Origin of the sequence: Halostagnicola kamekurae, assembly GCF_900116205.1 — an archaeon.
Taxonomy (GTDB): domain Archaea; phylum Halobacteriota; class Halobacteria; order Halobacteriales; family Natrialbaceae; genus Halostagnicola; species Halostagnicola kamekurae.
In genome coordinates this window covers 207,225-231,019 of the sequence record NZ_FOZS01000002.1, presented here as the reverse complement: position 1 = coordinate 231,019, position 23,795 = coordinate 207,225, and the positions used below count along the sequence as shown (strand labels likewise).

Annotated in this window: 24 protein-coding genes, 2 tRNA genes and 1 other RNA gene; 11 read left to right on the top strand and 16 right to left on the bottom strand. The window is 64.3% G+C overall.

The window, feature by feature from the left end; all coding sequences use genetic code 11:
• Positions 1–84: 84 nt before the first annotated feature.
• Positions 85–804, bottom strand: a complete 720-nt coding sequence (locus tag BM348_RS09005) for a lipoyl protein ligase domain-containing protein (protein WP_092904155.1) — start codon at positions 802–804, stop codon at positions 85–87.
• A gap of 68 nt (positions 805–872) precedes the next feature.
• Here BM348_RS09005 and BM348_RS21830 point away from each other — a divergent pair, with 68 nt between their 5' ends.
• The gene (locus tag BM348_RS21830) at positions 873–2,015 is read left to right on the top strand and encodes a hypothetical protein (RefSeq protein ID WP_245779426.1); all 1,143 of its coding nucleotides are present in this window, start codon (positions 873–875) and stop codon (positions 2,013–2,015) included.
• On the opposite strand, the gene BM348_RS08990 is transcribed toward BM348_RS21830, so the two are convergent.
• Positions 2,012–2,725 carry a phosphatase PAP2 family protein gene (locus BM348_RS08990; protein WP_092904153.1) on the bottom strand — a complete coding sequence of 238 codons (714 nt, stop codon included), beginning with the start codon at positions 2,723–2,725 and terminating at the stop codon, positions 2,012–2,014. The genes BM348_RS21830 and BM348_RS08990 overlap by 4 nt on opposite strands.
• Before the next feature lie 160 nt (positions 2,726–2,885).
• On the opposite strand from BM348_RS08990, the gene BM348_RS08985 reads away from it, so the two are divergent.
• Positions 2,886–3,395, top strand: coding sequence for a PaaI family thioesterase (locus BM348_RS08985; protein ID WP_092904151.1), 510 nt, complete (start codon positions 2,886–2,888; stop codon positions 3,393–3,395).
• A 42-nt stretch (positions 3,396–3,437) separates the two neighbouring features.
• Here the strand turns inward: BM348_RS08985 and BM348_RS08980 are convergent, their stop codons facing one another.
• Positions 3,438–4,040, bottom strand: a complete 603-nt coding sequence (locus tag BM348_RS08980; protein WP_092904149.1) for a MogA/MoaB family molybdenum cofactor biosynthesis protein — start codon at positions 4,038–4,040, stop codon at positions 3,438–3,440.
• Positions 4,041–4,176: 136 nt separating this feature from the next.
• Between BM348_RS08980 and BM348_RS08975 the strand changes: the two genes are divergently transcribed.
• Positions 4,177–4,665, top strand: a complete 489-nt coding sequence (locus BM348_RS08975; protein ID WP_092904147.1) for a type II toxin-antitoxin system death-on-curing family toxin — start codon at positions 4,177–4,179, stop codon at positions 4,663–4,665.
• A 25-nt stretch (positions 4,666–4,690) separates the two neighbouring features.
• The gene (locus tag BM348_RS21260) at positions 4,691–4,831 is read left to right on the top strand and encodes a hypothetical protein (RefSeq protein ID WP_175507141.1); all 141 of its coding nucleotides are present in this window, start codon (positions 4,691–4,693) and stop codon (positions 4,829–4,831) included.
• An 8-nt stretch (positions 4,832–4,839) separates the two neighbouring features.
• On the opposite strand, the gene BM348_RS08970 is transcribed toward BM348_RS21260, so the two are convergent.
• Together BM348_RS08970 and BM348_RS08965 are read right to left on the bottom strand one after the other, a co-directional pair.
• Positions 4,840–5,205: a PLD nuclease N-terminal domain-containing protein gene (locus BM348_RS08970; protein ID WP_245779425.1), complete on the bottom strand. Its 366-nt coding sequence runs from the start codon at positions 5,203–5,205 to the stop codon at positions 4,840–4,842.
• 222 nt (positions 5,206–5,427) lie between these two features.
• Positions 5,428–6,564, bottom strand: a complete 1,137-nt coding sequence (locus tag BM348_RS08965; RefSeq protein WP_092904145.1) for a thiolase family protein — start codon at positions 6,562–6,564, stop codon at positions 5,428–5,430.
• Between the two features lie 190 nt (positions 6,565–6,754).
• Between BM348_RS08965 and BM348_RS08960 the strand changes: the two genes are divergently transcribed.
• Positions 6,755–7,603, top strand: coding sequence for a DUF5806 family protein (locus BM348_RS08960; protein WP_092904143.1), 849 nt, complete (start codon positions 6,755–6,757; stop codon positions 7,601–7,603).
• A gap of 21 nt (positions 7,604–7,624) precedes the next feature.
• On the opposite strand, the gene BM348_RS08955 is transcribed toward BM348_RS08960, so the two are convergent.
• A complete protein-coding gene (locus tag BM348_RS08955) occupies positions 7,625–8,182 on the bottom strand; it encodes a DUF7529 family protein (protein WP_092904140.1) in 558 nt (185 codons plus the stop codon).
• Between the two features lie 279 nt (positions 8,183–8,461).
• On the opposite strand from BM348_RS08955, the gene BM348_RS08950 reads away from it, so the two are divergent.
• Positions 8,462–8,959: a TspO/MBR family protein gene (locus BM348_RS08950; RefSeq protein WP_092904138.1), complete on the top strand. Its 498-nt coding sequence runs from the start codon at positions 8,462–8,464 to the stop codon at positions 8,957–8,959.
• A gap of 63 nt (positions 8,960–9,022) precedes the next feature.
• Here the strand turns inward: BM348_RS08950 and BM348_RS08945 are convergent, their stop codons facing one another.
• From BM348_RS08945 to BM348_RS08920, 6 genes are all read right to left on the bottom strand, one after another.
• Complete coding sequence (locus BM348_RS08945; protein ID WP_092904136.1) at positions 9,023–9,373, bottom strand: HalOD1 output domain-containing protein; 351 nt, start codon at positions 9,371–9,373, stop codon at positions 9,023–9,025.
• 110 nt (positions 9,374–9,483) lie between these two features.
• Positions 9,484–10,152: a helix-turn-helix domain-containing protein gene (locus BM348_RS08940; RefSeq protein WP_092904134.1), complete on the bottom strand. Its 669-nt coding sequence runs from the start codon at positions 10,150–10,152 to the stop codon at positions 9,484–9,486.
• Between the two features lie 96 nt (positions 10,153–10,248).
• The gene (locus BM348_RS08935; protein ID WP_092904132.1) at positions 10,249–12,207 is read right to left on the bottom strand and encodes an AMP-dependent synthetase/ligase; all 1,959 of its coding nucleotides are present in this window, start codon (positions 12,205–12,207) and stop codon (positions 10,249–10,251) included.
• A 124-nt stretch (positions 12,208–12,331) separates the two neighbouring features.
• Positions 12,332–13,249, bottom strand: coding sequence for an MBL fold metallo-hydrolase (locus BM348_RS08930; RefSeq protein WP_092904130.1), 918 nt, complete (start codon positions 13,247–13,249; stop codon positions 12,332–12,334).
• 105 nt (positions 13,250–13,354) lie between these two features.
• Positions 13,355–13,810, bottom strand: a complete 456-nt coding sequence (locus BM348_RS20615) for a hypothetical protein (RefSeq protein ID WP_139231170.1) — start codon at positions 13,808–13,810, stop codon at positions 13,355–13,357.
• Between the two features lie 486 nt (positions 13,811–14,296).
• A tRNA-Arg gene (locus BM348_RS08920) sits at positions 14,297–14,369 on the bottom strand.
• A gap of 290 nt (positions 14,370–14,659) precedes the next feature.
• Between BM348_RS08920 and BM348_RS08915 the strand changes: the two genes are divergently transcribed.
• The 3 genes from BM348_RS08915 to BM348_RS08905 all read left to right on the top strand — a co-directional run bounded on the left by BM348_RS08915 (position 14,660) and on the right by BM348_RS08905 (position 17,621).
• Positions 14,660–16,108, top strand: coding sequence for a single-stranded DNA binding protein (locus BM348_RS08915; RefSeq protein WP_092904126.1), 1,449 nt, complete (start codon positions 14,660–14,662; stop codon positions 16,106–16,108).
• A 64-nt stretch (positions 16,109–16,172) separates the two neighbouring features.
• On the top strand, positions 16,173–16,604 hold the full coding sequence (locus tag BM348_RS08910) for a histone family protein (RefSeq protein ID WP_092904124.1): 432 nt from the start codon (positions 16,173–16,175) through the stop codon (positions 16,602–16,604).
• A 3-nt stretch (positions 16,605–16,607) separates the two neighbouring features.
• Entirely contained in the window at positions 16,608–17,621 is a 1,014-nt protein-coding gene (locus BM348_RS08905) for a histone deacetylase family protein (RefSeq protein ID WP_092904122.1), read from the top strand.
• Between the two features lie 64 nt (positions 17,622–17,685).
• Here the strand turns inward: BM348_RS08905 and cca are convergent, their stop codons facing one another.
• A complete protein-coding gene (cca, locus tag BM348_RS08900; RefSeq protein ID WP_092905492.1) occupies positions 17,686–19,149 on the bottom strand; it encodes a CCA tRNA nucleotidyltransferase in 1,464 nt (487 codons plus the stop codon).
• 95 nt (positions 19,150–19,244) lie between these two features.
• On the opposite strand from cca, the gene BM348_RS08895 reads away from it, so the two are divergent.
• A tRNA-Asn gene (locus tag BM348_RS08895) sits at positions 19,245–19,348 on the top strand.
• A 187-nt stretch (positions 19,349–19,535) separates the two neighbouring features.
• Here the strand turns inward: BM348_RS08895 and rnpB are convergent.
• Positions 19,536–19,971, bottom strand: an RNA gene (gene rnpB / locus BM348_RS08890) — RNase P RNA component.
• A 102-nt stretch (positions 19,972–20,073) separates the two neighbouring features.
• Between rnpB and BM348_RS08885 the strand changes: the two genes are divergently transcribed.
• Complete coding sequence (locus tag BM348_RS08885; protein ID WP_092904120.1) at positions 20,074–20,676, top strand: TIGR00296 family protein; 603 nt, start codon at positions 20,074–20,076, stop codon at positions 20,674–20,676.
• Positions 20,677–20,794: 118 nt separating this feature from the next.
• Here the strand turns inward: BM348_RS08885 and BM348_RS08880 are convergent, their stop codons facing one another.
• On the bottom strand, positions 20,795–21,952 hold the full coding sequence (locus BM348_RS08880) for a nicotinate phosphoribosyltransferase (protein ID WP_092904118.1): 1,158 nt from the start codon (positions 21,950–21,952) through the stop codon (positions 20,795–20,797).
• Between the two features lie 143 nt (positions 21,953–22,095).
• Positions 22,096–23,742, bottom strand: coding sequence for an Hvo_1808 family surface protein (locus BM348_RS08875; protein WP_245779424.1), 1,647 nt, complete (start codon positions 23,740–23,742; stop codon positions 22,096–22,098).
• Between the last annotated feature and the right edge of the window lie 53 nt (positions 23,743–23,795).

The following is a 23,795-nucleotide window of genomic DNA, read 5'->3' as shown; positions in this document are numbered from 1 at the left end:
ACATTCTTGTGCGTCGCCAGCATAAAGCGTGGGGCATCCCTCGGATTTCGAACTACCGATACACCGCTGACCGGTACAGCGGTCTCAGACAGCGTCGACGGCCGATACCGAGCGATCGCCGATCAGCTCTTCCTCGAGAACGGTCCGAACGCGCTCGATCTCGACGTGTTCGGTCTCGAGAGTACCGATGGAGTCGGGATCGAACGGGACCTCGAGTGCCCCGTAGACTCCCTCGAGAACGCTCGCCAGTTCGTCGCGATTCGCGACGACGACGATTCCGGACGCGAGCGCCGCGTCCTGCGTTACCCGCTGGGCGAGGCCCGCGATCTTCCGGCAGTCGGGAGTCTCGCTCGAGCCGGTTCGATCGCTCGGCGCTGGGACCGAAATCGAATGAGTACCCGGACAGAACGAGTCCGCGGGCTCGCCGCGGACGGCACTCACGCCGAGGCGCTCGAACGCCCGCTCGATATCGGCGGTCAGGCGTTCGTAGCGCTCGTCGGTCCCCTGGCGAAAGTCCGCGACGGGCTCGGCGCGGGCGAACGCCAGGGTCGTCTCCCCGTCGTAGGCGACGGCCCGACCGCCGACGCTGCGCTCGACCGGCGGGAACCCGAACTCGCGCGCGATCGCTCGAGCGTCGTCGTACCCCTCGAGTCCGGCGTCCCGGCGACCGAAGGCGACCTGCCTGTGGGGCCGCCAGACTCGGACTGCGGGCGTTCCGGTCGCGGCGGTTTCGAGAAGTCGCTGGCTCGCCGCGCGATCGGCGTCGACGGTCTCGGAGCGTCCCCGAAGGATACGAACGGACATTCGTCGTCTCGAGGCCGGCTACGCGCCGACGCGCCTAAACCTTCGTGGCACCGACCTGCGAACGACAGATGGCCGTCACACTCACCGAGTCGATTCTCGCCCGGTACGAGCGGTTCTCGCTGTACAACTCGCCGTATCCGGCCCACGACGGCGGCCGCGCGATCGACCTCTATCCCGAAACGCTCGCCGGCGGGCGGACGACCGACGCGCCGAGTCCAATCTCGGGGACGGTCCTCGAGACGAGGGCGGTCAGCGCGCCGTCGAAGCCCTACGCGCCCGAACACGACCATCTCGTCGTCCTCGAGATAGGCGACGAGACCGGGATCGAGGGCGCGAATGAGAGCGCCGACTCGAGTGGAATCGATACCGGGAGCCGAACCAGTGGAGCCGACGACCCCGCCAGCGTCGGTAAATCCGACGAACTCCTCGCCAGAATCCTCCACGTCGAACCCGAGGTCGAAGTCGGCGACCGCGTCCGGGCCGGCGAGTCGCTCGGCACGCTCGTTCGATCAGGGTTCTTCGCGCCGTGGGTCGACAACCACCTCCACGTCGGGTTTCGCCGATCCGATCAGAACCCGGTCCGCGCGTCGGGATCGCTCCCGCTCGAGATCAGCGCGGGCGTCGACATCACGCCGCTCGAGTGGGACGGCACGGGAACGGTCGTCGACGTCGGCGACACGTACGCGATCCTCGATAGCCCGACACACCCGAATCCAGGGGCGTCCTTCGCGGGGATTCGCGCCGACGGCGGCGGCGTCCTCGACGGCGGACTCCCCCACTACGACGGCGGCGGGATTCTCGAACCGGGAGGCGGGACGCTCGAGTTCTCGAGCGCCGAATCCGGAGCTATCCAGCCGAACGGGTCGACTACCGCCGGCGACGACGGCAACGACGGCGACGCCAACGACACCGGCGACGCCAGCGACACCGACGATGCCAATGACACCAGCGACGCCGGCGACGTCCACGATATCGGTCGGCGGACCCACGGAATAGAGAGGGGCGTCTCACTGAACGGGGATCGCCTGGGAACTTCGAGCGGGCGGACGATCGCGTGGGACGAACTCGTCGTCACCGTCGACGGCGAGGCGATCACCGGCCTCTCCCTGTTTTTCGCTCGAGACGCCGACTTCGGCGCCAAACTCGTCTGTCCGGATCGATCGTTCGCGGTCGGCCAGCGAGTCAGCGTTCGCGTCGAGAGTCGAAACTAACGGCCCGGATCGTCACGGCCCAGATCGAAGGTCTGTAACCCGATCAGCGCGCCGATCGAGGCGAGCAGGACGAGAACGGAATCGGTCACGGCACCGCTCATCACGACGAAGAAGACGCCACAGACGACGGCCAGCCCGAACGCGCTCGTCGCGGGGGCGTCCGGTCGTCTGACGGCGAGCGCTCGCACGGCGAGGAGGATACAGAGCCCGACTGCGACGCCGGCGACGACGTCGACGAGATAGTGCACGCCGAGTACGATCCGCGTGAGACATACGATACCGACGATCGCCGCGGCACCGGCCGCGCGCTGGCGGCGCGTGCCGACCGCGAGGACCGCCGCGAGTCCGACGTAGACGATCGTGACGTTGACGGCGTGGCCGCTCGGAAACCCGTATCCGCCGGCCAGCGCCGTCGCCTCGTAGACCGGTCGAACGATCGGGGGATACGCGCTCGGATCGGCGAGCGGTTCGTTCGGGCGCGGCAAGCCGAAGAACGCCTTCAGTCCCCGGAACGCGCCGGCCCCGGCCAGCCACGCGCCCGCGACGGTCGCGATGGCCTCCCGTCTCGGCGCGTCGAACCAGTAAAGAGCGACGAAGAGGAGCGCCAAAAACCACATGTCGCCCAGTTGCGTGAGCGCGGCAGCGGGGAGCGCCGCCCACGGGGGGAGGAGCTTCTGGACCGCTTCCAGCGCGCCGACGCCTCGAGACATCGACAGTGACTACGACGGCCGAGGACAAAAGATGGGGCAGCCGATGGCTTCGCCGGAGCGCCGCTCGAGCGCTCCGTCCAATTCCCGCCGATCAGCGAGTGCGGCCCGCGGGAATCACGAAAGCGCAGGGATCAAGACCGGGGCTCACCCACGGGTTGCTATGAGCGACGAGACACCGGATTCGATCGGCATCCCCGCGGCTGCCGAGGACGCCGACCTCGAGGGGTTCTTGCAGGCGCACATCGACGAATCACAGGAGTTTCTCTCCTGGCTGGGCACGTCGGTCGACGACATCGGCGCGGGAACGATGACGCTCTCGATCCCCTACGACGAGAAGCTCACGAACGTCCGTCCCGACTCGGGGTCGGATCGACGCCCCGACATGCACGGCGGCGTCGCCGCGACGCTCATCGACACCGCCGGCGGGCTCGCCCTCCGAACGGAACTCGAGGAGCCGTTCGACGCGAGCATCGCGACGATCAACCTCAACGTCAACTACCTCCGGCCGGCGACCGGCGACCTGTGCGCGACCGCGAACGTGGTCCGGGTCGGCTCGAGCGTCGGCGTGAGCGAGATCACCGTCGAGAGCACGACCGAAGACGGCGAGACGAAAGCGGTCGCGACCGGTCAGGGATCCTATCGCGTCTTCCGGGGCGTAACCGACCAATAGGCGGTCCGAGACCGGCCGGCTTCACTGGCTAGGAGCGGCGGCTCAGTCCTCTGACCGGAACGCCTCGAGCGACTGATCCGCCGCATCAGTTCGGTGGCTCGTCGCGAGTCCTGCGAGGTGCGGCGTCTCGGGAACGATGAGTTCCTCGCAGGCGGTTCGGCAGGCGTTCGTGCTCCCGGGAAGGGTGAAAACCGGCGTGTCAACCGCGATTCCCGCCGTGGCTCGAGAGGCCATCGCCCGCGTCCCGACCTCGTCCCAGGAGAGCGACCGGAACAGTTCGCCGAAGCCTGGCAACTCGCGTTCGAACAGCGAGGCGGTCGCCTCAGGGGAGACATCGTCCGCGGTGACCCCCGTTCCGCCGGTCGTCACCACCACGTCGACGTCCCGCTTCGCGACCAGTCGTCGCACCGCGGTCCGGATCGCAGCGTAATCGTCCCGCACCAGAACGCGCTCGCGCACCTCGTGACCCTCGGCCTCGAAGCACTCGGCGACCGTATCGCCTCCAGGGTCCTCGATCGCCGCCGGATCGTCGCCGTCGGCCGCGGCCGCTCGAGAGGACGATACCGTCACAATCGCGACGTACAGCGGGTCGATGACGTCGTGTCCATGCTCGTCCGTCGTTCGGCGAGTCTCGTCTGTGGGCATGGATGTGCGTCGGTGCTCGAGGGCGATAATAGCTCCCCCGTAGTGGCGATCTGTCAGCGGTAGTCGCTCCGGTGAAATGGAACGCTAGTGACCGACAGCAAGAATTAGGCCGGTTCGATCCCACACTCTGATACGAATGGCTGACTCGTTCTGGTATCCGTCAGTTGAAGATGTCCTCATGATCCACGACGACATCGTCTCTGAGTATTCGAATACTCATTCGGGGATTCGAAACCGAGGGGACATCGCGTTTGCGTTGAGCTACATCGCCGACGGGAGTTTCGGAACGGCACCAGAGACAATTCACGAGAAATCGTTTCACCTTCTCAGACTCTTCGTTGCCAATCATCCGTTCGTCGACGGGAACAAACGCACTGCGCTTAACACAACGGTCGTATTCTATCTCCTTAACGGATATCGGTTCGAATATGACGACGAAATCAGAACGATTCTAAAACGGTTCGGGAAGGACCAAGCGGCAGTCGATGAGGAACAGACAATCGAATACCTCCGATCTCATACTGAACAAGTAGATCTGTCGACCGAAATCGATGTCTGGCGAGACGAACTCCTCCAGCACGGTTTGAACCTGTTGACTGACGATCCATCAGACCCGAATGATTAACCGCTTTCAGACCGATAATCGAGACATGGCGACCGAAGAAAATGTCGAGAACGCCACCCAACTCGACGAAGCGATGAAGGATATTCGTCAAGAGCTAATAAAGCGGGTAGCGGCTGCCGATCGAGACGAGAATCGAGACATATACGACGCGCTCGAGAACGAGTAAGGTTCCGATCACTGGGTGCGTTCTTCATCGTCGGTGGCTGTTCGGTACTCATTTTCCGCACGTCTCACACCATCTGAACTATTTTCTCGAGCGCCCTCCTGGCCGTCGGAACTCGAGAACGGAAAATCGTCGGCTCGAGACGGGTGAACGTTGTAGCCGCCGCCGGCGTAGGGGTCCGTCGACGGATCGTAGTCGAGTTCGCTTCGCTCGAAGAGGTACATAAAAAAGCCGAAGATCGGAATCAGCCCGACGAGCAACAGCCAGCGTCGGCGCTCGAGCGCGACCGTCCCGGTGTCGTAGTAGACCACTCCCACGAGCCCGGCGTGGGCACACAGCGCGGCGGAGATGAGCGCGACTAGCAGGAGACTGACCATAGGAGGTATTCGCGCTACACCGTTGTAAATCGCTCCGTGGCAGTATCGCGCTCGCTCGCAGCCTCGGAAAATCTGGACCAAAAGGTGAACGAACGGTCCGTTAGTTCACATCGAACTCGATCGCCGCTCCCTGTCGCGACCACCTTTTCTCTCGGCCGACTCGCTCGCTTCGCTCGCTCACAGCCTCGGAAAATCTGGACCAAAAGGTGAACGAACGGTCCGTTAGTTCACGTCGAACTCGATCGCCGCTCCCTGTCCGAACCCGACACACAACGTCGCCAGTCCGAGGCCGCCGCCGCGTTTCTGGAGTTCGTGAATCAGGGTGACCGGCAGGCGAGCGCCCGAGGCGCCGAGCGGGTGGCCGATCGCGATCGCGCCGCCGTTGACGTTGAAGATCTCGGGGTCGATCCCGAGTTCGTCTCGAGAGTAGAGACTCTGGCTGGCGAAGGCCTCGTTGAGTTCGACCAGATCGTAGTCCTCGATGTCGCGACCGTTTCGCTCGAGCAGGCCGCGCGTCGCCGGAACCGGACCGATTCCCATGATGGTCGGATCGACGCCAGCGACGTTGTTCATCCCGACTTCGGCGAGGATCTCGAGGTCGTGCTCCTCGGCGAAGGCCTCGCTCGTGACCAGAAGCGCGGACGCGCCGTCGGAGATCTGCGAGGCGTTACCGGGGGTGACACTGCCGTCGGATTTGAACACCGTCGGCAGTTCGGCGAGCTTCTCGGCGGTCGTTCCCGGACGGAGGCCCTCGTCCTCGGTGATCGTTCCGTCTTCCGTTTCGATCGGGACGATCTCGTCCTCGAAGCGACCTTCCTCGGTCGCCTCGACGGCCCGCTGCTGGCTTCGGGCCGCGTACTCGTCTTGCTCCTCTCGAGTGACGTCGAACTCCTCGGCGACCTTCTCTGCCGTCATCCCCATCTGGAGTTCGCCGACGTTGTACTCGGCGGCCAGCCGCGGGTGGACCTCCGCCGTGCTCTCGCCCATCGGCACGCGGGTCATCGACTCGACGCCGCCGGCGATGATCGCGTCGCGGTTGCCCGCCGCGATGGCGTCCGACGCGGAGATGACCGCCTGCATGGAGGAGGCACACCAGCGGTTGATCGTCGTCGCCGGTACCCCTTCGCCCAGATCCGAGAGCAGGGCGATGATCCGCGCGAGGTTGTTGTCCTGCTCGCCGCGCTGCTGGGCACAGCCCCACATCAGATCGTCGATGTCCTCGCTCGAGAGGCCGCTCTCGGCCAGGATTTCGTTGATCAGCGGGATGGAGAGATCCTCGCTTCGCAGGTCGGCGTATACGCCGTCTTCTTTCCCTTGTGGGGTTCGATACGCGGCCGCGATGACTGGCGTTTGTGACATAGCCTAGGTAACGGCCTTTATCATCTTAAAACACGCAGAACCACACCAAATGCAAGGGGAGTTTATCGGATCGGGCCCGTCTCGAGACGCGGTCAGTACCCCAGTGCTGAAGGCGAAGCGACGGCGAGCGGCGGACGAGACGACGCCCTCGAGAACAATCCTTATCTCCGGGCCTTGGGAATGAGAGGCTATGAACGAGGACGGTTCGCGGACGGAGTCCGAGGAGATGGACTCCGACTCGAGCGAGACCACCCCCGCGGAAGCGACCGGCGACGAGCAAGCGGCCGGCGACACTCCCGAGGCGACCCGCGACGACGGTCTCGGCGAGACGACGGCTACAGACACTCCCGACAGTGATACTGACGAGACGGGGGCCACAGACCCTTCTGACGATGATTCCGAGGAGACGGAACGGGCCGTCAACTCCAACGAGTCCGCGTCGAACGAACGGGGTCCATCGACGGAACGCGGCGGTTCGAACGAGCGCGACTCGTCGACCGAGCAGTCGATGCCGGGCGTGCCGGACCCGGACGAGGGCGATGAGAACGACGTGCCGGCGGACGTCCAGAAGTACGCCCGGTTCCAGAAGATGGACGGCGCGCAGTACGACCGGGTCAACGAGTTCCTGCGGGATCGGACCTACATCACGGCCCGCGAGTGGGCCATCGCCCGTCTGTGTTCGGACTTTCGGACCGAAACCGGTGTCGAGATGACCAAGATCGGTGAGAACCTCCCCGAACTCGTCCCCTTCATGACCGACACCTACACCCCGCAGGCGGTCAATCAGGCCCGGAGCTCCTTCGAGGAAAAGATCCGGACCGCGGGCGCGACTTTCCTCTACGGGGCGATGTGTGACTTCTTCACCGCCGAGGAACTCGACGACGTGATGTACGAGGCGACCGAGGTCGCGAAGTTCCTCCTCGAGGTCGAGGGCGTCGACCTCTCGGTCGAGGAGGAACTCGAGGCCGAAGAGCGAATCTCGACGGTGATGCGCGACGTTCGCGACGCCAGCAAGGAGTTGCGAGAAGACGAAGCGTAAGCGAAAAGACGGAGTGAGCGGCTACTCCTCGAGTTCGCCGACGGACTCGACGAACAGCGACGGATCGTCGTGGGAGAACACGACCCAGCGGTCTTCGTCCGTCGCTTCTGATTCGTCCGCCTGCCGTGGTTCCGCTTCGACTTCGGCTTCGGGTTCGTCCGCCGGGTCGAGGTAGATCGAGAGGTTGCCCTCCGCGAGTGCGGTCTGGAGCACCACAGATGCGTCCGGCAGATCGTAGTACAACGGGACCAGGACGGCGTGGTGACTCTCGTCGTCGCGTTCGACCGCGAGGACGAATATCGTCTGGCCGTCGGTCTGGTAGTAGACATCGACCGCGCTGAAGGCGACGTCGTCCCGGTCGACGAGGCCCTCGACGACGGCGTAGCGGTCCTGCGCGACCGCCGCTCGGATGCCGACCCGTTCGTCGGTATCGATCGGCGTGACGGCGTCCGGTTCGACGAGCACCGTCTCCCAGCCCGCGTCCCGAAACTCGCTCTCGATCGCTGTCGCGTCCGCGAGCAACTCGAGCCACGGATCGGGCTCGTCCCGCGTCGAGCCCGAGGAGATCCCGTCAGTCATTTCGGCCTCCCCACTCGGAATCACTGGTGGTCCGCCTTCTCGGAGTCACTGTGGACCCGCTCCGCGGATAGTCGATCGCGACCCACCCGGTAGACTCGAGGCGATCGTCCATAGCTGGTCCCCAACGGTCTGTCACAAAAGCGTTGCCCCCCTCGAGTGGAGTTGGCACTCGAACGTCGGAGCCGCGCGGTCTGCGGTGGTACTGTCCCCGGTGATCGCAACCATCGTCGCGCTGCTCGGCGACTGATGGTATAAGACGCTCGGATCCGTACAACGACTATGGCATACAGCGTCCGGTCGCTCGATCTCAAGCCGCGGCCGATAGCCGAACTCGTCGGCTTCGTCCTGTTGGTCAACGCCGTCGGGAGCGCGCCGGCGCTGGTCACCTCAACCGACACAGCCTGGTTTCGGACCCTCGAGAAGCCGTGGTTCTACCCGCCGTCGATCGCGTTTTCGATCGTCTGGACGGCGCTTTTCACCCTGCTCGGGATCGCGCTGTGGCGCGTCTGGCGGGCCGACGGCCCCGGGCGAGGGCTCGCGATCGGACTGTTCGCGGTCCAGATGGCGTTCAACGTCGCGTGGACGCCGGCGTTTTTCGCGCTGCAACGACCGCTGGTTGCGCTCGGCGTCGTCGCAATCCTGTTGGGACTGGTCGTCGCCACTATCGCTGCCGTTCGGCGGGTCGACCGCACGGCGGCCGCGCTGCTCGTCCCGTACCTCCTGTGGGTCGCGTTCGCGACCGCTCTCACGTTCGAAATCTGGCGGTTGAACGCCTGAGGAACTCGCGGTTCGAACCCTCGCGAATAACTGTCGTTTGGTCTGAACTCGTTCGAATCCCAGTTACGGCGAATCGATCTCGCACTCGCTGCGATCGGGGGTCGTCGACGGAGCGGTTTCGTCGACGATGCGTATCTCGACGCGGTCGCCATCCAGAACAGCGATCTGGACGTCTTCGAACGTCACCCTCGCGGTTCCACGCCGAACGCTCGCGGTCGTATCGGCGAACAGGTGCTCGAGCGCTTCTGGATCGACGTGGTCGTAGAGGGGGGTCACGTCGTCGTAGACGCGTTCGGGCAGCTTTTCAAGCAGGCGAACGATCGCGCCAGTCACGCCTTCGTTCGGCTGGATGTCCGTCCTGTACGTGATCGTCTCATCGTCCTGATGTGGATCCCTTTCCGATGAATCTGACATTACGATCCCCTGATCCGACGTCGCCAACGAACGTCCTCGAGTAGCGCCTCCCGATCCTTGAATATCGTCGTTAATATATTCGGACGCTTTTCGGGTGACAACTCAGGGGCTCATTCGGAACCACCCGACCGTTCGCCTCGCATCACCGTCCGCGAGAGCACAGATGTCAGTCCGCGACGCAACCGACCGGTGACCGCGGCTTCGGAGACGCCGAGTTCGTCGCCGATTTCCTCGAGCGTCGCGTCCTTCGGGTTCTCGAAATACCCCGCATCGAAGGCCGTGATGAGCGTTTCGTACTGCTTGTCGGTGAGGTCGTACTGCGTGCTCGTCGAAACCTCGAGTTCCGCCCGGAGCCGCTCGAGTTCGAGCGAGATATCGTACTCGTCGACGCGCGCCTGGAACGCCTCGATGCGCTCTTGCTCGCGGAACCTGATCTCGAACGTCCACCCCTCGTCGGTCCCGATTCCCTCGAGGAGAGTCGCACGCGACTCGAGGAGGGCGTCCGCGAGTCCGGGAACCGAGTCGGACCACGTCACCTTGTACAGTCGGCCGTCGTCGAACCGGTCCATCTCGGTCACCGTTTCGACGGCGCGGTCCGACCGAATCCGCGGTTCGATCTCGTCGTAGTTGCCGTCGCTCCAGACGAAAATGAACGGCATGAGCCCGTGATGAGTCGGGACGACGCTCTCGAACTCGATCGCCAGGCCGGGATGCTCCCGAAGGACGGCCCCGAACGAGAACTCCGCGGACGAAATCGTGAACTCGGCGACGAAGGTCATGCCGACGGCGATACAACGGAGTCTGGTAAAACCGTTTCGTCGAAATCAGCGCTCGCGGCGCAACGATTCGCGTACAAACCAGCAAGTGGCGCGTCGTCACCCCGCCGCGTATATCTCGTCGACCCGGTCGTCGAACCGCTCTAAGATGACGCGACGTTTCTTCTTCATCGTCGGCGTGAGCATGTCGTTCTCCTCGGTGAACTCCTGGGGGACCAGTCGGAACTGCTTGATCGTCTCGTGTTTCTCGAAGTTCTCGTTGACGCGGTCGACTTCCTCCCGTACGTACGCTTTCACCCGCTCGTCGCGACACATCGCTTCCGGATCGTCCGGCAAATCAATCCCTTCACGTTCAGCCCACTCGCGAACGTGCGCCGTGTTCGGAACCAGCAGCGCGCCGACGAACTTCTCCCCGTCGCCGACGACCATACACTGTTCGACGACCTCGCTCGCGGCGAAAGCGTCCTCGATCGGCGCGGGCGCGACGTTCTTTCCGGTCGAGAGCACGAGCAACTGCTTCGCGCGCTCGCGGAACTCGAGGTAGTCGTCGGGACGCAGGTGGACGATATCGCCCGTTCGGAACCAGTTCGTGCCGTCCTCGTCCTCGGTGAACGCCCGGTCGGTCGCGCCGGGTCTGTTCCAGTAGCCCTCCGTGACGTTGTCCCCGCTGACGAGCAGTTCGCCGACTTGGCCGCGGTCGTCCTCGAAGGTGTCGTCGTCCGTGACCGATTCGTCGATTTCGATGTCGACGCCGGGGAGTCGCGGTCCGATCGTACCGATCTTCGGCTCCTCCATCGGGTTACAGGAGACGACCGGCGCGGTCTCGGTCAGTCCGTACCCCTCGTAGATCGGGAGTCCCATTCCGTGATAGAGCGTCGCCAGATCGGGCGAGAGGCTTCCGCCGCCGCTGATCAGCATCTCGACTTCGCCGCCGAGTGCCTCCCTGACCGTCGAAAAGACCAGTTTGTCCGCGAGCGAGTGCTTGAGCGAGAGTACCGGCCCCGGCGAATCCGCGTTCTGGTACTCTCGACCGACCTCGGTCGCCCAGTTGAAGATCCGCTCTTTGACCGGCGACTCGCTGGCCTGCTCGCGGATGGCATCGTAGATTTTCTCGTAGACCCGCGGCACGCTCGTCGCGCTCTGTGGCTGGACCAGCCCGAAGTCCTCCTGAAGCGTCTCCGTGTCCTCCGCGTAGGCGACGCAGGAGCCGCTGGCGAACATGAGGAAGTGCCCCGCCGTCCGTTCGAAGACGTGTGCGAGCGGGAGATACGAGACGACGGTCGTCTCCTCGTCGATCGACGGAACGTCCGCGGCTTTGTCCGGACGCGGGCCGTAGCGCTTTCGAACCTGGTTCACGTTCGACCGGAAGTTCCGGTGGGTGAGCTGGACGCCCTTGGGCTGGCCGGTCGTGCCGCTGGTGTAGATCAGGCTCGCCAGATCGTCCATCGCAGGCTCGTCGACCCACTCCTCGTAGGCCTCGAGGTCGAACGCGTCCTCGCCGCGGTCGTGGACCTCGGCGAGGGTCACGATATCGTCGCGGTCGTCGTACCCCTCGAGGCGGTCGATCGAGACGATGAACTCGAGGTCCAGGTCGGCTTCGACCTCGAGGACGCGCTCGAGGAGTCGTTCGTTTTCGACGACGACGCCCGACGCGTCGGGGTCCTCGAGCAGGTAGCGGACCTGATCCGGCGAGGAACTGGTGTAGACGGTCGTGATGACGCCGCCGGCACCGAGCAGGGCGAAGTCCGTCTGGGCCCACTCCATCCGGGTGTTCGAGAAGATGCCGACCCGATCGCCGGTTTCGACGCCGAGATCGCGAAACCCCGCCGCGAGGTTCCGTACGATGGACCGCATTTCCGTGTACGAAATCGGGCGGAATCGCCCGTGATCGGCAGCGGGAAGGACCGACGGAGTGAGCGAGCGATCGTAGATGCCGCCCTTGTACTGCTGGGCCGGCCGGTTTGGGTGGCGCGTTGCGGCGTTTTCGAACATCCGTGCGAGCGTCGTCTCAGCGATTACCTCGTCGTCGTGTTCACGTTCGGCCTCGCGCCAGTTCATGCTCGTATGTCAATAGTTCCCGAACGATAAAACATGTTGAAACGGATCACACACGTTTTCCCGTTTATTCGCCCCGATTTGAACGGATCGCAGGGCCGGGGCACTGCCGTCGCACTCGAAACCGCTACCGGTGATCGAGGTAGCCCAGCACGCCGCGGGTGTTCATCCTCGCTTCGGCTCGCACCGCGCGGTCTCCCCACGGACCGACCGGCACCGCGTTGTCCGCGAAGTACTCGATGACCGCCTCGTCGTCCTCGAGCTCGTCTCGCTTGTCCTCGATCTCCGACACCCACTCCCGTAGCACCTTCGCGTACCGCTCGAGGGCCGCCGACGCGTCGTCGCCGACCGCTCGCGGTCCGAAGTGGGTGTACAGCAGGACGTCCGGGTCGATCGCTTTCAGCGTCTCGACGTCCTCGAGACACTGCTCGAGGTCGAAGTTCGACGGCGGCGAAGTCTCGCGGATCTCGCCGAGTTTCGGCACCCAGATCCCCGCCGCGTCGCCGGTGAACACCGCGTCGTTCGCGGGATCTTCGAAAACCACCTGGTGGGGCGCGTGGCCAGGAGCGGCGTGAACGCGTAGTTCGTGATCCCCCAGGTCGACCACGTCGCCGTCCTCGAGTTCGACGATGCGATCCTCCGGGACCGGCTCCGGATCGGCGTAGAACTCCCACCGATCGCCGACCGCCTGCTTGGTCCCCTCGACCAGCCGGGACGGATCGACGAGGTGGCTCGCGCCGATCGATGGCACGTAGACCTCCGCGTTCGGACACGCTTCGGCGAGCAGCCCCGCACCACCGGCGTGGTCGAGGTGGATGTGCGTGACCGCGATCACCTCGAGGTCCTCGCGGTCGATGCCGATCTCGTCCATCGCCTCGAGGATGCGCTCGTAGTTCGCCCCGACGCCCGTTTCGACGACCGCGGGTCGCTCGCTCTCGAGTACGTAGACCGCGCCGTACTCATCGGTCTCGTACATCCCCGTATCGATGTAGTAGAGATCCGTGCAATCGCCGGCCGTGACTTCCTGCGCGATGCCTGTTTCCATGTCGGAAGCCCCGTCGTGGGATCGAATAAAAGCTGGTATCCCGGTGGACTCGACTGGTATCGGTGGAGCCTGATGGAGCCGTAAGAAAATTCGGTGAGCGCCCCCTTATTTCGTCTCGAGTGACATTTTAGCCACCATCAGAAGGTACGTCACCCCCTCATAGTCCACGAACAGTGTTCCCGATTCGATTTTGTCCTCGGCACCGTCTAATCCGTCGTCGCTGATAGACGCGAGTATTCGGGACTCGTTTTTCCCAAGGTCGTCTTCCATCCCATCGGTATACTCGTCACTTGCCTTTTCGAGTGCCGTAGCAATGGGTTCGTTCTCAGTTATTCCTGCTTCCTTTGGGTCAACTACCTGATTATCATCAGGGGTAGACCCCACAACTGAAACCTGTAAAATGTGACTCGGCGACGGATCGTGTCCGTGCGCCTTATCGTCAGTAGACTCAGGAACCTCGCTCTCTCCAGTGGAAACTTCTTCGTTTCCACCACGTGAAAGACAGCCACTTCCGATCAAAGATGTACAGACACAACCTACGAGGAGGGCTCGACGATTCATGTTTCCCAAGAATGCATTCATGGATAAATATTTTCTCTTATATATTATATTTCCCACCAGCGGCGTGTACAGCGGGCCCGACTATCGGATGCGGTCAAAAGCGGCTGCACACCACTTCTCGCTCGAGCGAAAGCGTTCTATGACACCGTCGTATTTGGAACTATCCTAAAAGTCATCAGTGAAGAAACCGAGCGGAGAGCACAGACAGTATAAAACACTGTCCGGAGATTCGTCGAACCAGTCGCTCGCTTCTCTCGCGGATTGGCGTCGACGGAAACGTCCTGACGGAGTCCAACGCGAACGAAGTGAGCGTTGGGCACGGACGGCGTTTCACGCCGTCCGGAGATTTGAACAGATGAGAGACGGTCCTGCTCACCTCGCTTCGCTCGGTTGTGCGGGCTGCGACTCTCGTGTTCAAATCTCCCTGTATCCGTTTTCCCGAACACGGACGACTCGCTACGCTCGTCGATGTTGTGTTCGGGAAAACGTCCTGACGGAGATTTGAACTCCGGTCCCTGGCTCCGCAAGCCAAGAGGATAGTCCACTACCCTATCAGGACTCAACTCAACGTACCGGTGTTGCAGTTAAAGCCCTTTCGAAAGGAAGCGCTACGAACTGGGGTCCCGAGACCCTCTCCCTCGCTACATCACACCAAGCAACACACTCGCGTCGAACGACGCTCGAGTTTTTATACCAATACGACCGAAAAGCGGCTATGAACGCAGCATCGAACCCCGGAACCGAGCGCTCGAGGCGGCGCGGACGCCACCGCTCGCGACGGGCCGTATCCGCCGTCGAGCGGGCGAATGGACAACGCTTATGCGCGGGCTACGCATGGTTCGGAGTAGAATGAGCGACATCGAGGGGGTTTACGAAGACCTCGAGGCGGACGTCTCGCTCGAGGAGTTTCGCGAGGCCGTCGAAGACAAAGTCGAGCAGATGGGTGGACTCGCGGACGAGGAGACGGCGGCGATGCTCATCGCTCACGAAGTCGGCGAAAGCGAGGTCGGCGGCGTCGCGGACATCGAGCCCGGTATGGAGGAAGCGAAGTTCGTCGCGAAAGTGACGAGCATCGGCGAACTGCGGACGTTCGAGCGCGACGGCGAGGACGAGGACGGCCGCGTCGTCAACGTCGAAGTCGCCGACGAGACCGGCGCCGTCAGAGCCTCGCTGTGGGACGACCACGCCGAGGCCGCGATCGAGCAACTCGAGGAGGGACAGGTACTTCGGATCAAGGGTCGGCCGAAAGAGGGGTTCAGCGGCGTCGAAGTGAGCGTCGACGACTTAGAGCCCGACGACGACACCGAAATCGACGTGCAGGTCTCGGACGTCCACACCGTCGAAAGCCTCTCGCTCGGCATTTCGAACGTCAACCTCGTCGGAAAGGTCCTCGACACCGATTCCGTCCGAACGTTCGACCGTGACGACGGCTCGGAAGGGAAAGTCTCGAATCTCACGCTCGGCGACGAGACCGGGCGCATCCGGGTGACCCTCTGGGACGAGCAGGCCGATCGCGCGACCGAACTCGAGGCGGACGCGACGGTCGAGGTCGTCGACGGCTACGTTCGGGAGCGCGATGGCACCCTCGAACTCCACGTCGGAAATCGCGGCGCGCTCGAGGAAGTCGACGCGGATGTCGAGTACGTCCCAGAAAGCACGCCGATCGAATCGCTCGAGATCGACGATGTCGTCGACATCGCGGGCGTTGTTCGGTCCGCGGATCCGAAGCGGACGTTCGACCGGGACGACGGCTCCGAGGGGCAGGTTCGAAACATCCGCGTGCAGGACGCGACGGGCGACATTCGCGTCGCGCTGTGGGGCGATAAGGCAGACCGCGATATTGGCCCCGGCGACGAGGTCGCGCTCGCGGACGTCGAGATTCAGGACGGCTGGCAGGACGACCTCGAGGCCTCCGCCGGGTGGCGCTCGACGATCACCGTCCTCGACTCCGAGGAGAGTGAGTCGGAGTCGGCCGACTCGTCCGACACCGAATCGGCCGGCCTCTCGTCGTTCGCCGAAGGCGGCGAGGAAAGCGCAGCCGGAGACGGGACGACGAACGCGGACGAACCCGAGACGAGCGAGGGCGCATCGGGCGACGAATCAGCGCTCGCGGAACCGGACGAGGGGGCGGAAACGGAGTTCACGGGCGTCGTCGTGCAGGCGGGAAGCCCGGTCGTTCTCGACGACGGCGACACGACGATGAGCGTCGAAACCAGCGCCGACGTCGGACTCGGCGAAGAAGTCACTGCCCGAGGTGTGATCCGTGACGGCCGCCTCGAGGCGAACGACGTGTTCTGAGCGGCCGAGAGCGCCTCGCGCCGGTACGAAAAGCGTTAAGGGCGTTAACTTCGGGTATGAAAATATGAACGTCGAACTCCCGTTCGCCCCGGTTGATACGATCATCCGGCGGAACGCGGGTGATCTTCGTGTGAGCGCCGACGCGTCGGAAGCACTCGCATTGCGGATTCAAGAACACGGGAGCGAACTCGCGATCGACGCCGCCGAGCGGGCGATCGCGGACGGACGAAAAACACTCATGGCATCCGATTTCGAGGTTGAGACGGTGATCGACAAGGACGATCTCGAGCTGCCGGTCGCGCCGGTCGACCGCATCGCTAGGATCGAGATCGACGACAAATACCGCGTCTCGATGGACGCACGGATCGCACTCGCCGACATCCTCGAGGATTACGCCGACAACGTCGCGCACGCGGCGGCGATCCTCGCTCGCCACGCCGATCGACGGACGATCATCGAATCCGACATCGAGACCTACTTCTCGCTGTTCGAGTGAACGATGCAGTTTGGCTACAGCGAGGACTGTCTCGCACACGACCCCGGTTCGCGTCACCCGGAGACGCCCGACCGCCTCAGGGCGATCCGAGAGCGACTGAAGAAAAAACACGGCGTCGAGTACGTCGAACCGGATCCGGCGACGATCGACACGATCGCCGCAGTTCACGACCGCGAATACATCGAGTCCGTCGACGAATTCTGTGCCGAGGGCGGCGGGAACTGGGATCCCGACACGACCGCCGTCGAAGAGAGTTGGGACGCGATCCGCCGAAGCGCCGGGTCGGCCTGCTGGGCCGCAGACGCCGCCCTCGAGGGCGAAGACGGACGAAAGACGCCGTTCTCGATCGGACGGCCGCCGGGCCATCACGCGGTCGGCGACGACGCGATGGGCTTTTGCTTCGTCAACAACGTCGCCGTCGCAGCCCAGCACGCGATCGATTCGAACGACGACGTCGAGCGCGTAGCGATCGTCGACTGGGACGTCCACCACGGAAACGGAACGCAGGACATCTTCTACGACGACGGCGACGTCTTCTTCGCGTCGATACACGAGGAGGGGCTCTATCCCGGCACCGGCGCAGTCGACGAAATCGGGACTGACGAGGGCAACGGAACGACGATGAATATCCCGATGCCCGCCGGAACCGACGAACTGGGGTATCTGGCGGCGATCGACGGACCGCTCACCGACGCGCTCGAGTCGTTCGATCCGGATCTCCTCCTCATCAGCGCCGGATTCGACGCGCACCGTCACGACCCGATTTCGCGGATTCGCCTGCCGACGGAGGCCTACGCGCTCATGACCGACCGGTTTCGAACGATCGCCGACGAAACCGACGCGGCGCTGGCGTTCGTTCTCGAGGGGGGCTACGGCCTCGAGGTGCTCGCCGACAGCGTCGCGCTTGTCCACGAGACGTTCGACGGCCGAGAGCCGATCGAACCAGAAGGAGCGGTGAGCGACGACGCGGCGTCGGTTATCGAGGACGTACGGGAGGCACACGGGCTGACCGACTGAGGGCTCGAATTTATCGAACTGTTACGCCAGCTTCAAACGGGTCGTTCGTTTCGAAACCGTTCGTTCAGGGCCGCGGATCGTAGTACCGCGCCAGTTCCCGGTCGAACTCGCCGAGCAGTTCGGTAACGTCGTCACCCACGAGAACGTCGTACCCGTCCTCGAGAGCCGTCTCGACGTGTGCGCCTAGTCCCGCCTCGAGCAGTCGCTCGCTCTCGAGAAACGCCGTCGCCGTGGTGAACTCGCGTTCGCGTTCGGTCACGTAGCGGTCGCCGTCGATAAAGGGTCCGTAGGCGTCCGGATCGTCCGCGTAGGCGTCGAAGAAGCCCTCGGCGTGCGATCGGACGTGGACCGGCGGCCCGTCGTGGCGCTCGAGCGCCGGCCGTTCGGTGACCGCGAGTTCGACGAAGACGACGGCGCTGTCGTCGGCGAACGTCGTCGCGCGAAACACGTCGAACCCGCGAGCGTCGAGCTTGCTCGTGATCCCCGACAGGGATTTTCGAAGTTGCGGGTACAGCTGGTCTTCGACGAGGTCCGGCGCGTCGAACCTGACGGCGACCGGCGTCGTTCCGCGGTTCGCCAGGTGAGCGCGGAGTGCGGCGGCGTCCAGCGGCGCGGGTTCGTGGGGTTCGAACAGCGACTCGCGTGGGGACTCGAGAACGTCGCGGGCGTAGTGTTGGAACCGGGCGACGTTGTCGGCCGAGGCGACGGCGGCGACGTTCCGTTCGGGATCGGTGGGGTCGATTACGACGAGCGGGTCGTCGAACTGGACGGGTGCGGTGTCGCTCCCGTCAACACTGGATGAATCCGGTCTCTCCGGATCGAGCCGGACCGGTGGGTTCCAGTCGCTCGCGGCCTCGAGCAGCGGGCGAAAGCCGCCGTACTCGCAGACGAGGAGTTCGGTGAGGTAGCCGCTGAACCCGCGGGTTCTGAGGTCGCTTCCGTAGACGCCGATCCCCTTGCAGAACTGCTTCGTGACCCGAACGTCGGCGGTGATCTCGTCGTCGAGGCGCTCGTTCAGGTACCGGGTGTGAAACGGCGTCCGATCGACCGCGGATCGGATGTCGGTCGCCGACTCGAGTCGAAAACAGGGGACGACATCGACGTCGAAGCCCTCGAACTTCCCTTTCACGTAGGGGTGCTCGGCGAACTCCTCGTGGCCCGAGGGCAACGTTTCGTGGCCGACTTCGAGGCCGTACTCCTCTAACGTCTCCCGGTCGAGGTTGGGCGGAAACCGGACGAAGATATCGATGTCCCGGTCGCCGCTGATCCAGGTGTCGCGTGCGGTCGAGCCCACCTGCAGGACGTCCGCGTCGGGACAGCGGGCCGTGGCTGCGGCATCGGCCCTATCGATGAGCGTCGTCGCGGCCGTCGACAGCGCCTCGCGTTCGGCGTCGTCGGGAATGACTCGCTCGCGAACCCGCGAGACAACGGCCTCGAGACTCGAGTCGGTGGCCGGATCGGCCGGGCCGGACCCGGACTCGAGGGAGTCCGAATCGTCCCTCTCCCGGTCTTCGTCCTCTGCTGTCATCACGACCTGGTACTCGACCACCCCGTGAAAGGGTGTCGAACTCGGTGCAGGCAAAACGAAAGCCCTATCAAATACCCGCCGATACACTAAGATGAGCCGAAGTAGCTCAGTTGGTAGAGCACCTCGCTGTTACGGCGATGCAGGTCATCTGTTCGCCGCAGATACGAGGTTGTCCCAGGTTCGAGTCCTGGCTTTGGCGCTTTTCGATTCTCTCGCGAACCGGTGACCCGACGGGCCGTCGAGCCTGTCGATGCGTTCTCTATCGTCGTAGCCGGCCGCTCGAGCGGTGTTCGACTCGACAAAACGGAACAGCGTCGGCGTTCGCTGACACGAGCCAGTACCACTCGCCGAAACTGAACAGCGCTGGCGCTCGAGTACGAGAAACTGGGTGAGAGGAGTAAGCCCCCTTCTGTTCGTCCCGGCATTCGGCTGAGCGCTCGCGCCGCCCGCCGTGGGCGGTGCGTTCGGGCTACCTGCGGCGCGAACTTGCACCGGTGGGGATTCGCCGTTCCATCGATCCTCGGCCGTCACAGCCGGTCGCATCGAGCGACCCGCGATTTCGAATCGCGTCTAACGGCTGGTGCCCTCTGCGGGTTGACTCCCCTTCCTCTCGGTCGGGTTCGCGCGCATCATCGGTCGGGCCGAGACGTGTCGTTTCTGTTCCAGAGCCAGCGGTCTCCCGCTCCGGATTTGCATCCGGTCACCCGCCCGAACGGTGGGGGGACTTTCCTCGCAGGCGCGACCCGTCCGCGGGGGACGAGCCGCGTTGGACAGCCGACTCGTCGCCGAGTCGACCGCCGCGGCGGCCGGGCTCTCTCTCCCATCTACTATACGAGCAGGCGCCGAATAAGTCCCTCGATTGGTACTATACGGGCGAGCGCTGAATGGAAGCGCTTTAGGGGCTGAACATACATGTGTAGTTGTATGTCCCAGCGACAGGGCGTCGACCTTTCCTACGAAGACGGCGCGCGTGCGGCCGAACTCGCACGAGAAGCCGTCGAATCTTTCGTACGTAACGGTCAACGAGAACATCCAGGCAGCATGCGCGAAGCGTTCTACGAGCGCACGGGCGCGTTCGTCCGCCTCGAGTCGACTCGAGGCCGCGGCAGTCTGCGCGGGTGTGCCGGCGGCTACCGATCGGACGATCAGCTCGGACACGTCATCGTCGACGCGGCCATCGAGGCCGCAAGCGACGACTCGTGTGGCTCCGAGGTGACGCCGTCTGAACTCGACAACCTCACCGTCTCGGTGTGTACCGTCAAGAACGTACTGCTCACCGACGACCCGCTCGCGGATATCGAACTCGGAAGCCACGGCGTCGCCGTCGACGGCGGCGGTAAAAGCGGCTGGCTCTACCCGACCGTCCCCGTCCAGAACGACTGGAGCGAGCGCGAGTACCTCGACCGGGCGTGTCGGAAAGCCCGACTCCCGCCGACGGCGTGGCAGGACGACGACATCGTCGTCACGCTCTTCGAAGGACAGGTCTTCCGCGAGCGCGAGGCCGACGGCAGCGTCGAGCAGGTGTAATCGGCGACTCGATTTCGCGACGATACTCGTCGGTGAGCCGCGGCTTCGTCCGTTCTCAACAGTTCGAATCGCGAAAGCGAACAGAGTTCCGTGAGAACGGCGGTTCTCGATTCCTGCGTTAGCGCGATTCCTCGAATCCAACGGCCGCGGCGTCCGCGAGACAGCGCTCGCTCGCTTCCTCGAGAGTCGGTTCTCTGACAACCTCGCCGTCGCGAACCAATGGTTCGAGCAGCGACTCCGCGTCCGCTGGTGCGTCGCCGTCCGCGAGCGCGACGTGGTGGCCGCCGTCTGCGGTCCGGTAGACGTCTTTCACGCCGGAGAGTTTCCCCCGTTTCGAGACCGGTTCGCCCTCGAGTTCGACGATGTCGAGGCTGAAATCGATCGGTGCCCTGCTCGTGATATGGCTGCCGACGCCGAAGCCATCGGCGACGTCGCGTAGGGTTCGAATCGACGACGGGTCGATGCCGCCGCTGCAAAAGATATCGACGTCTTCGAAGCCTCGAGCGTCGAGTTCCCACCGTATCTCTCGAGCGATATGTCTGAAATCGCCGCGGCGAGAGCCGGTGGTATCGAGGCGAACGCCGTCGAGTCGGTCGCCGAGCGTTTCGGCGGCGAGTAAGCTCTCGCTCTTTTCGTCCCAGAACGTGTCCGTGAGGGCGATCCGAGGGACCGATTCGGGGACCGCCTCGTCGAACGCCCGCCAGGCGTCGGCCTGATTCCCCTCGCCGAAGGCGAACATGAGCGCGTGGGGCATCGTTCCGCTAGCCTCCTGCTCGAGCAGTTCGCCTGCGGCGACGTGCGAGAAGCCGTCGAATCCGGCGAGGATGGCGGCGCGTTCGACCGCCGTCGCGAGCGACGGGTGGACGTGGCGAGCGCCGAACGAGAGCAGGGTCGAATCGGGCGCGGCGCGCCGGGCCTCGAGCGCCGCGGTCGCGAAGCCGCTCGGCTGGGAGAGAAAGCCGAGCAACGTGGTCTCGAGTTCGGCGAACTCGAGGTACGGGCCCTCGATTCTGACGACCGGACCGCCGTCGAAGAGCTGTCCGTCCGGCAAGGCGTCGACGTCGACGGCGCGGCCCTCGAACAGCGTAGCGATATCGGCGATGCCGGTGAGTACCTGAAACTCGCCGGTCGGAAACTGGTCTGCGGTCACTTCGGCGACGACGCGGGGATTCAGCCCCGCGTGCTCGAGGGTCGTCCGCGTCCGATCGAAGTAGGCGTCGGTCGCGGTACCCTCGAGAATCGCCTCCGACGTGACTGTCTCGAACGGGTTCGACATACCCTCGCTTTCCGACGGAGGGCGAAAAAGCTACCCGTCTTCGGGTGCCGGCGGCGGTCGGTACCGCGACTCGGGATGACTGACAAACGACGGCGACTGACACTGGGCCCAGCGTGACAGTCGAGCGGCGACTGGCGCTGGGCTCAGCGTGACAGTCGAGCGGTGAGCGCGGCGACCAGCAGTGCGACGACGGCGACGGCGGAGCCGAACCCGGATATCGGCTCGCCGTCGTTCGCGCTGGAGCCGTCCGGCCCTGCCTCGTCGCCGGCTCCCGAATCTGGCGCAGTTGCGTCCAACTCGAGCGTATCTTCCCCTTCGGGTGCGCTCCCGGCGTCGATTTCGTCGACCGCCTCGACGGAGGGACCGCGGACGATAGTCACGCGCTCGCCATCGTGTTCGAGGTAGTACGCGCCGGGATAGCCGTCTTCGTCCTCGATCGAGAAGGTGTCCCGGTGACCGTCGATGTCTTCCGCGCCGTGTAAGGAGAGCAACTCGAGGTAGCCCTCGAGGAACTGCTCGGCCTCGGTCGTAGACTCCCACTCGGTCTCCCAGACGTAGCCGCTTTCATCGATCGACTCGTCGTCGCCGACGTAGGTGACGAGTTCGTCGCCGGCCCAGCCGTCGGTCACCTCGTGGTCGTAGTCGATGTTCTCGATGGTGCCGGTTGGTCCGTCGGGGAGCAACTCGTCGGGCTCGATAACCGACTCCTCGCCGGCGAGGCCGTCGGCAGCGAACATCGACACCATCGTCGCCTCGCCGAGTGAGTCGTTGGCGACGGCGCCGTCGACCTCGTGTTGGGTCCAGTTCTCGCTCGAGCGATCCTCGACGTCGACGTCGCGCGGCTCGCGCTCTTCGCCGGGACGAATCACCTCAGAAGAGCTCGCTGGCGGGTCATCGTAGGCGCTGTTGAGGGCGTCCCAGTCGCGCGAGTCGCCCTCGCCGAGCACCGCGTCGACGTAGTCGGGGCCGTCGTCGTAGGGGTGGAAAATCGTGAGGTAGAGCCCCCAGTTGGGTTCGGTCTGGTCCCCTTGCGGGTTCGTCGACGGGACGGTACAGGCCCAGTCCTGACTACAGCGCGTTTCGTACCGGTTTTCCACCCAGACGGCGTCGCCTTCGATGAGACCGTTCTTGGCATTGGCCTGATCCTGCGTCTCGCGCTCGTAACTCGTCAGATTGTAGTGTTGATCCTGCAGCGCGTGGACGAGTTCGTGCCCGAGCGTGAGTTCGTCTAAGGCCGGATCGTCCGGGTCCTCCGAGACGATGACGATTTCGTCGGTTTCCGGGTCGTAGTAGCCCGCAACCGAGCCGTCGTAGAACGATTGCTGTTCCTCTACCGCGCTCGTCTCGCGATCGGCCATGAACAGCGCCTCGAGCCGGAGGTTCGACTGGAGACGCTGGTCGGCGGTCGGATCTTCGATCGACGTGTCGTTTTGGGACTGGTACTCCTCCCGAGAGATCACGTCGACCGAAACGTCCTCCTCGAACGTGAGGCCGCGAATCGTCTCGACGCGGGCCATCGACCGGCTGACGACGGCCTCGAGTTCGTCCTCGGAGACGGTCGCGTCGTCGCTGCCGTCGACCGAAAGCTCGTCGTCGTACCAGTAGCCGTCGACGTAGCCCACGGTGCCCTCGGTCGAGGGGTCGGCGGGTCGGTCCCGCGTCGGATCGTCGGCGATCGACAGGAGCGGGAGTCCCGGACCGGCGACGAGCACCGCCAGTACGATCGCCGATGCGAAAACCGCGAGAGCAACACCGCGCGTTCGCGTCCGGTTCATTTCAGCGAGATACACGTCCTTGGCAAGCGGGTGTGAAAAGAACGACGGTCAGTCTCGAGGGCGAGGAG

Excerpts from the sequence above, each read along its gene's own strand:
- BM348_RS09005 (WP_092904155.1), bottom strand. The coding sequence starts at position 804 with ATGTCCGTTCGTATCCTTCGGGGACGCTCCGAGACCGTCGACGCCGAT.
- BM348_RS21830 (WP_245779426.1), top strand. The coding sequence starts at position 873 with ATGGCCGTCACACTCACCGAGTCGATTCTCGCCCGGTACGAGCGGTTC.
- BM348_RS08990 (WP_092904153.1), bottom strand. The coding sequence starts at position 2,725 with ATGTCTCGAGGCGTCGGCGCGCTGGAAGCGGTCCAGAAGCTCCTCCCC.
- BM348_RS08985 (WP_092904151.1), top strand. The coding sequence starts at position 2,886 with ATGAGCGACGAGACACCGGATTCGATCGGCATCCCCGCGGCTGCCGAG.
- BM348_RS08980 (WP_092904149.1), bottom strand. The coding sequence starts at position 4,040 with ATGCCCACAGACGAGACTCGCCGAACGACGGACGAGCATGGACACGAC.
- BM348_RS08975 (WP_092904147.1), top strand. The coding sequence starts at position 4,177 with ATGGCTGACTCGTTCTGGTATCCGTCAGTTGAAGATGTCCTCATGATC.
- BM348_RS21260 (WP_175507141.1), top strand. The coding sequence starts at position 4,691 with ATGGCGACCGAAGAAAATGTCGAGAACGCCACCCAACTCGACGAAGCG.
- BM348_RS08970 (WP_245779425.1), bottom strand. The coding sequence starts at position 5,205 with ATGGTCAGTCTCCTGCTAGTCGCGCTCATCTCCGCCGCGCTGTGTGCC.
- BM348_RS08965 (WP_092904145.1), bottom strand. The coding sequence starts at position 6,564 with ATGTCACAAACGCCAGTCATCGCGGCCGCGTATCGAACCCCACAAGGG.
- BM348_RS08960 (WP_092904143.1), top strand. The coding sequence starts at position 6,755 with ATGAACGAGGACGGTTCGCGGACGGAGTCCGAGGAGATGGACTCCGAC.
- BM348_RS08955 (WP_092904140.1), bottom strand. The coding sequence starts at position 8,182 with ATGACTGACGGGATCTCCTCGGGCTCGACGCGGGACGAGCCCGATCCG.
- BM348_RS08950 (WP_092904138.1), top strand. The coding sequence starts at position 8,462 with ATGGCATACAGCGTCCGGTCGCTCGATCTCAAGCCGCGGCCGATAGCC.
- BM348_RS08945 (WP_092904136.1), bottom strand. The coding sequence starts at position 9,373 with ATGTCAGATTCATCGGAAAGGGATCCACATCAGGACGATGAGACGATC.
- BM348_RS08940 (WP_092904134.1), bottom strand. The coding sequence starts at position 10,152 with ATGACCTTCGTCGCCGAGTTCACGATTTCGTCCGCGGAGTTCTCGTTC.
- BM348_RS08935 (WP_092904132.1), bottom strand. The coding sequence starts at position 12,207 with ATGAACTGGCGCGAGGCCGAACGTGAACACGACGACGAGGTAATCGCT.
- BM348_RS08930 (WP_092904130.1), bottom strand. The coding sequence starts at position 13,249 with ATGGAAACAGGCATCGCGCAGGAAGTCACGGCCGGCGATTGCACGGAT.
- BM348_RS20615 (WP_139231170.1), bottom strand. The coding sequence starts at position 13,810 with ATGAATCGTCGAGCCCTCCTCGTAGGTTGTGTCTGTACATCTTTGATC.
- BM348_RS08915 (WP_092904126.1), top strand. The coding sequence starts at position 14,660 with ATGAGCGACATCGAGGGGGTTTACGAAGACCTCGAGGCGGACGTCTCG.
- BM348_RS08910 (WP_092904124.1), top strand. The coding sequence starts at position 16,173 with ATGAACGTCGAACTCCCGTTCGCCCCGGTTGATACGATCATCCGGCGG.
- BM348_RS08905 (WP_092904122.1), top strand. The coding sequence starts at position 16,608 with ATGCAGTTTGGCTACAGCGAGGACTGTCTCGCACACGACCCCGGTTCG.
- cca (WP_092905492.1), bottom strand. The coding sequence starts at position 19,149 with ATGACAGCAGAGGACGAAGACCGGGAGAGGGACGATTCGGACTCCCTC.
- BM348_RS08885 (WP_092904120.1), top strand. The coding sequence starts at position 20,074 with ATGTCCCAGCGACAGGGCGTCGACCTTTCCTACGAAGACGGCGCGCGT.
- BM348_RS08880 (WP_092904118.1), bottom strand. The coding sequence starts at position 21,952 with ATGTCGAACCCGTTCGAGACAGTCACGTCGGAGGCGATTCTCGAGGGT.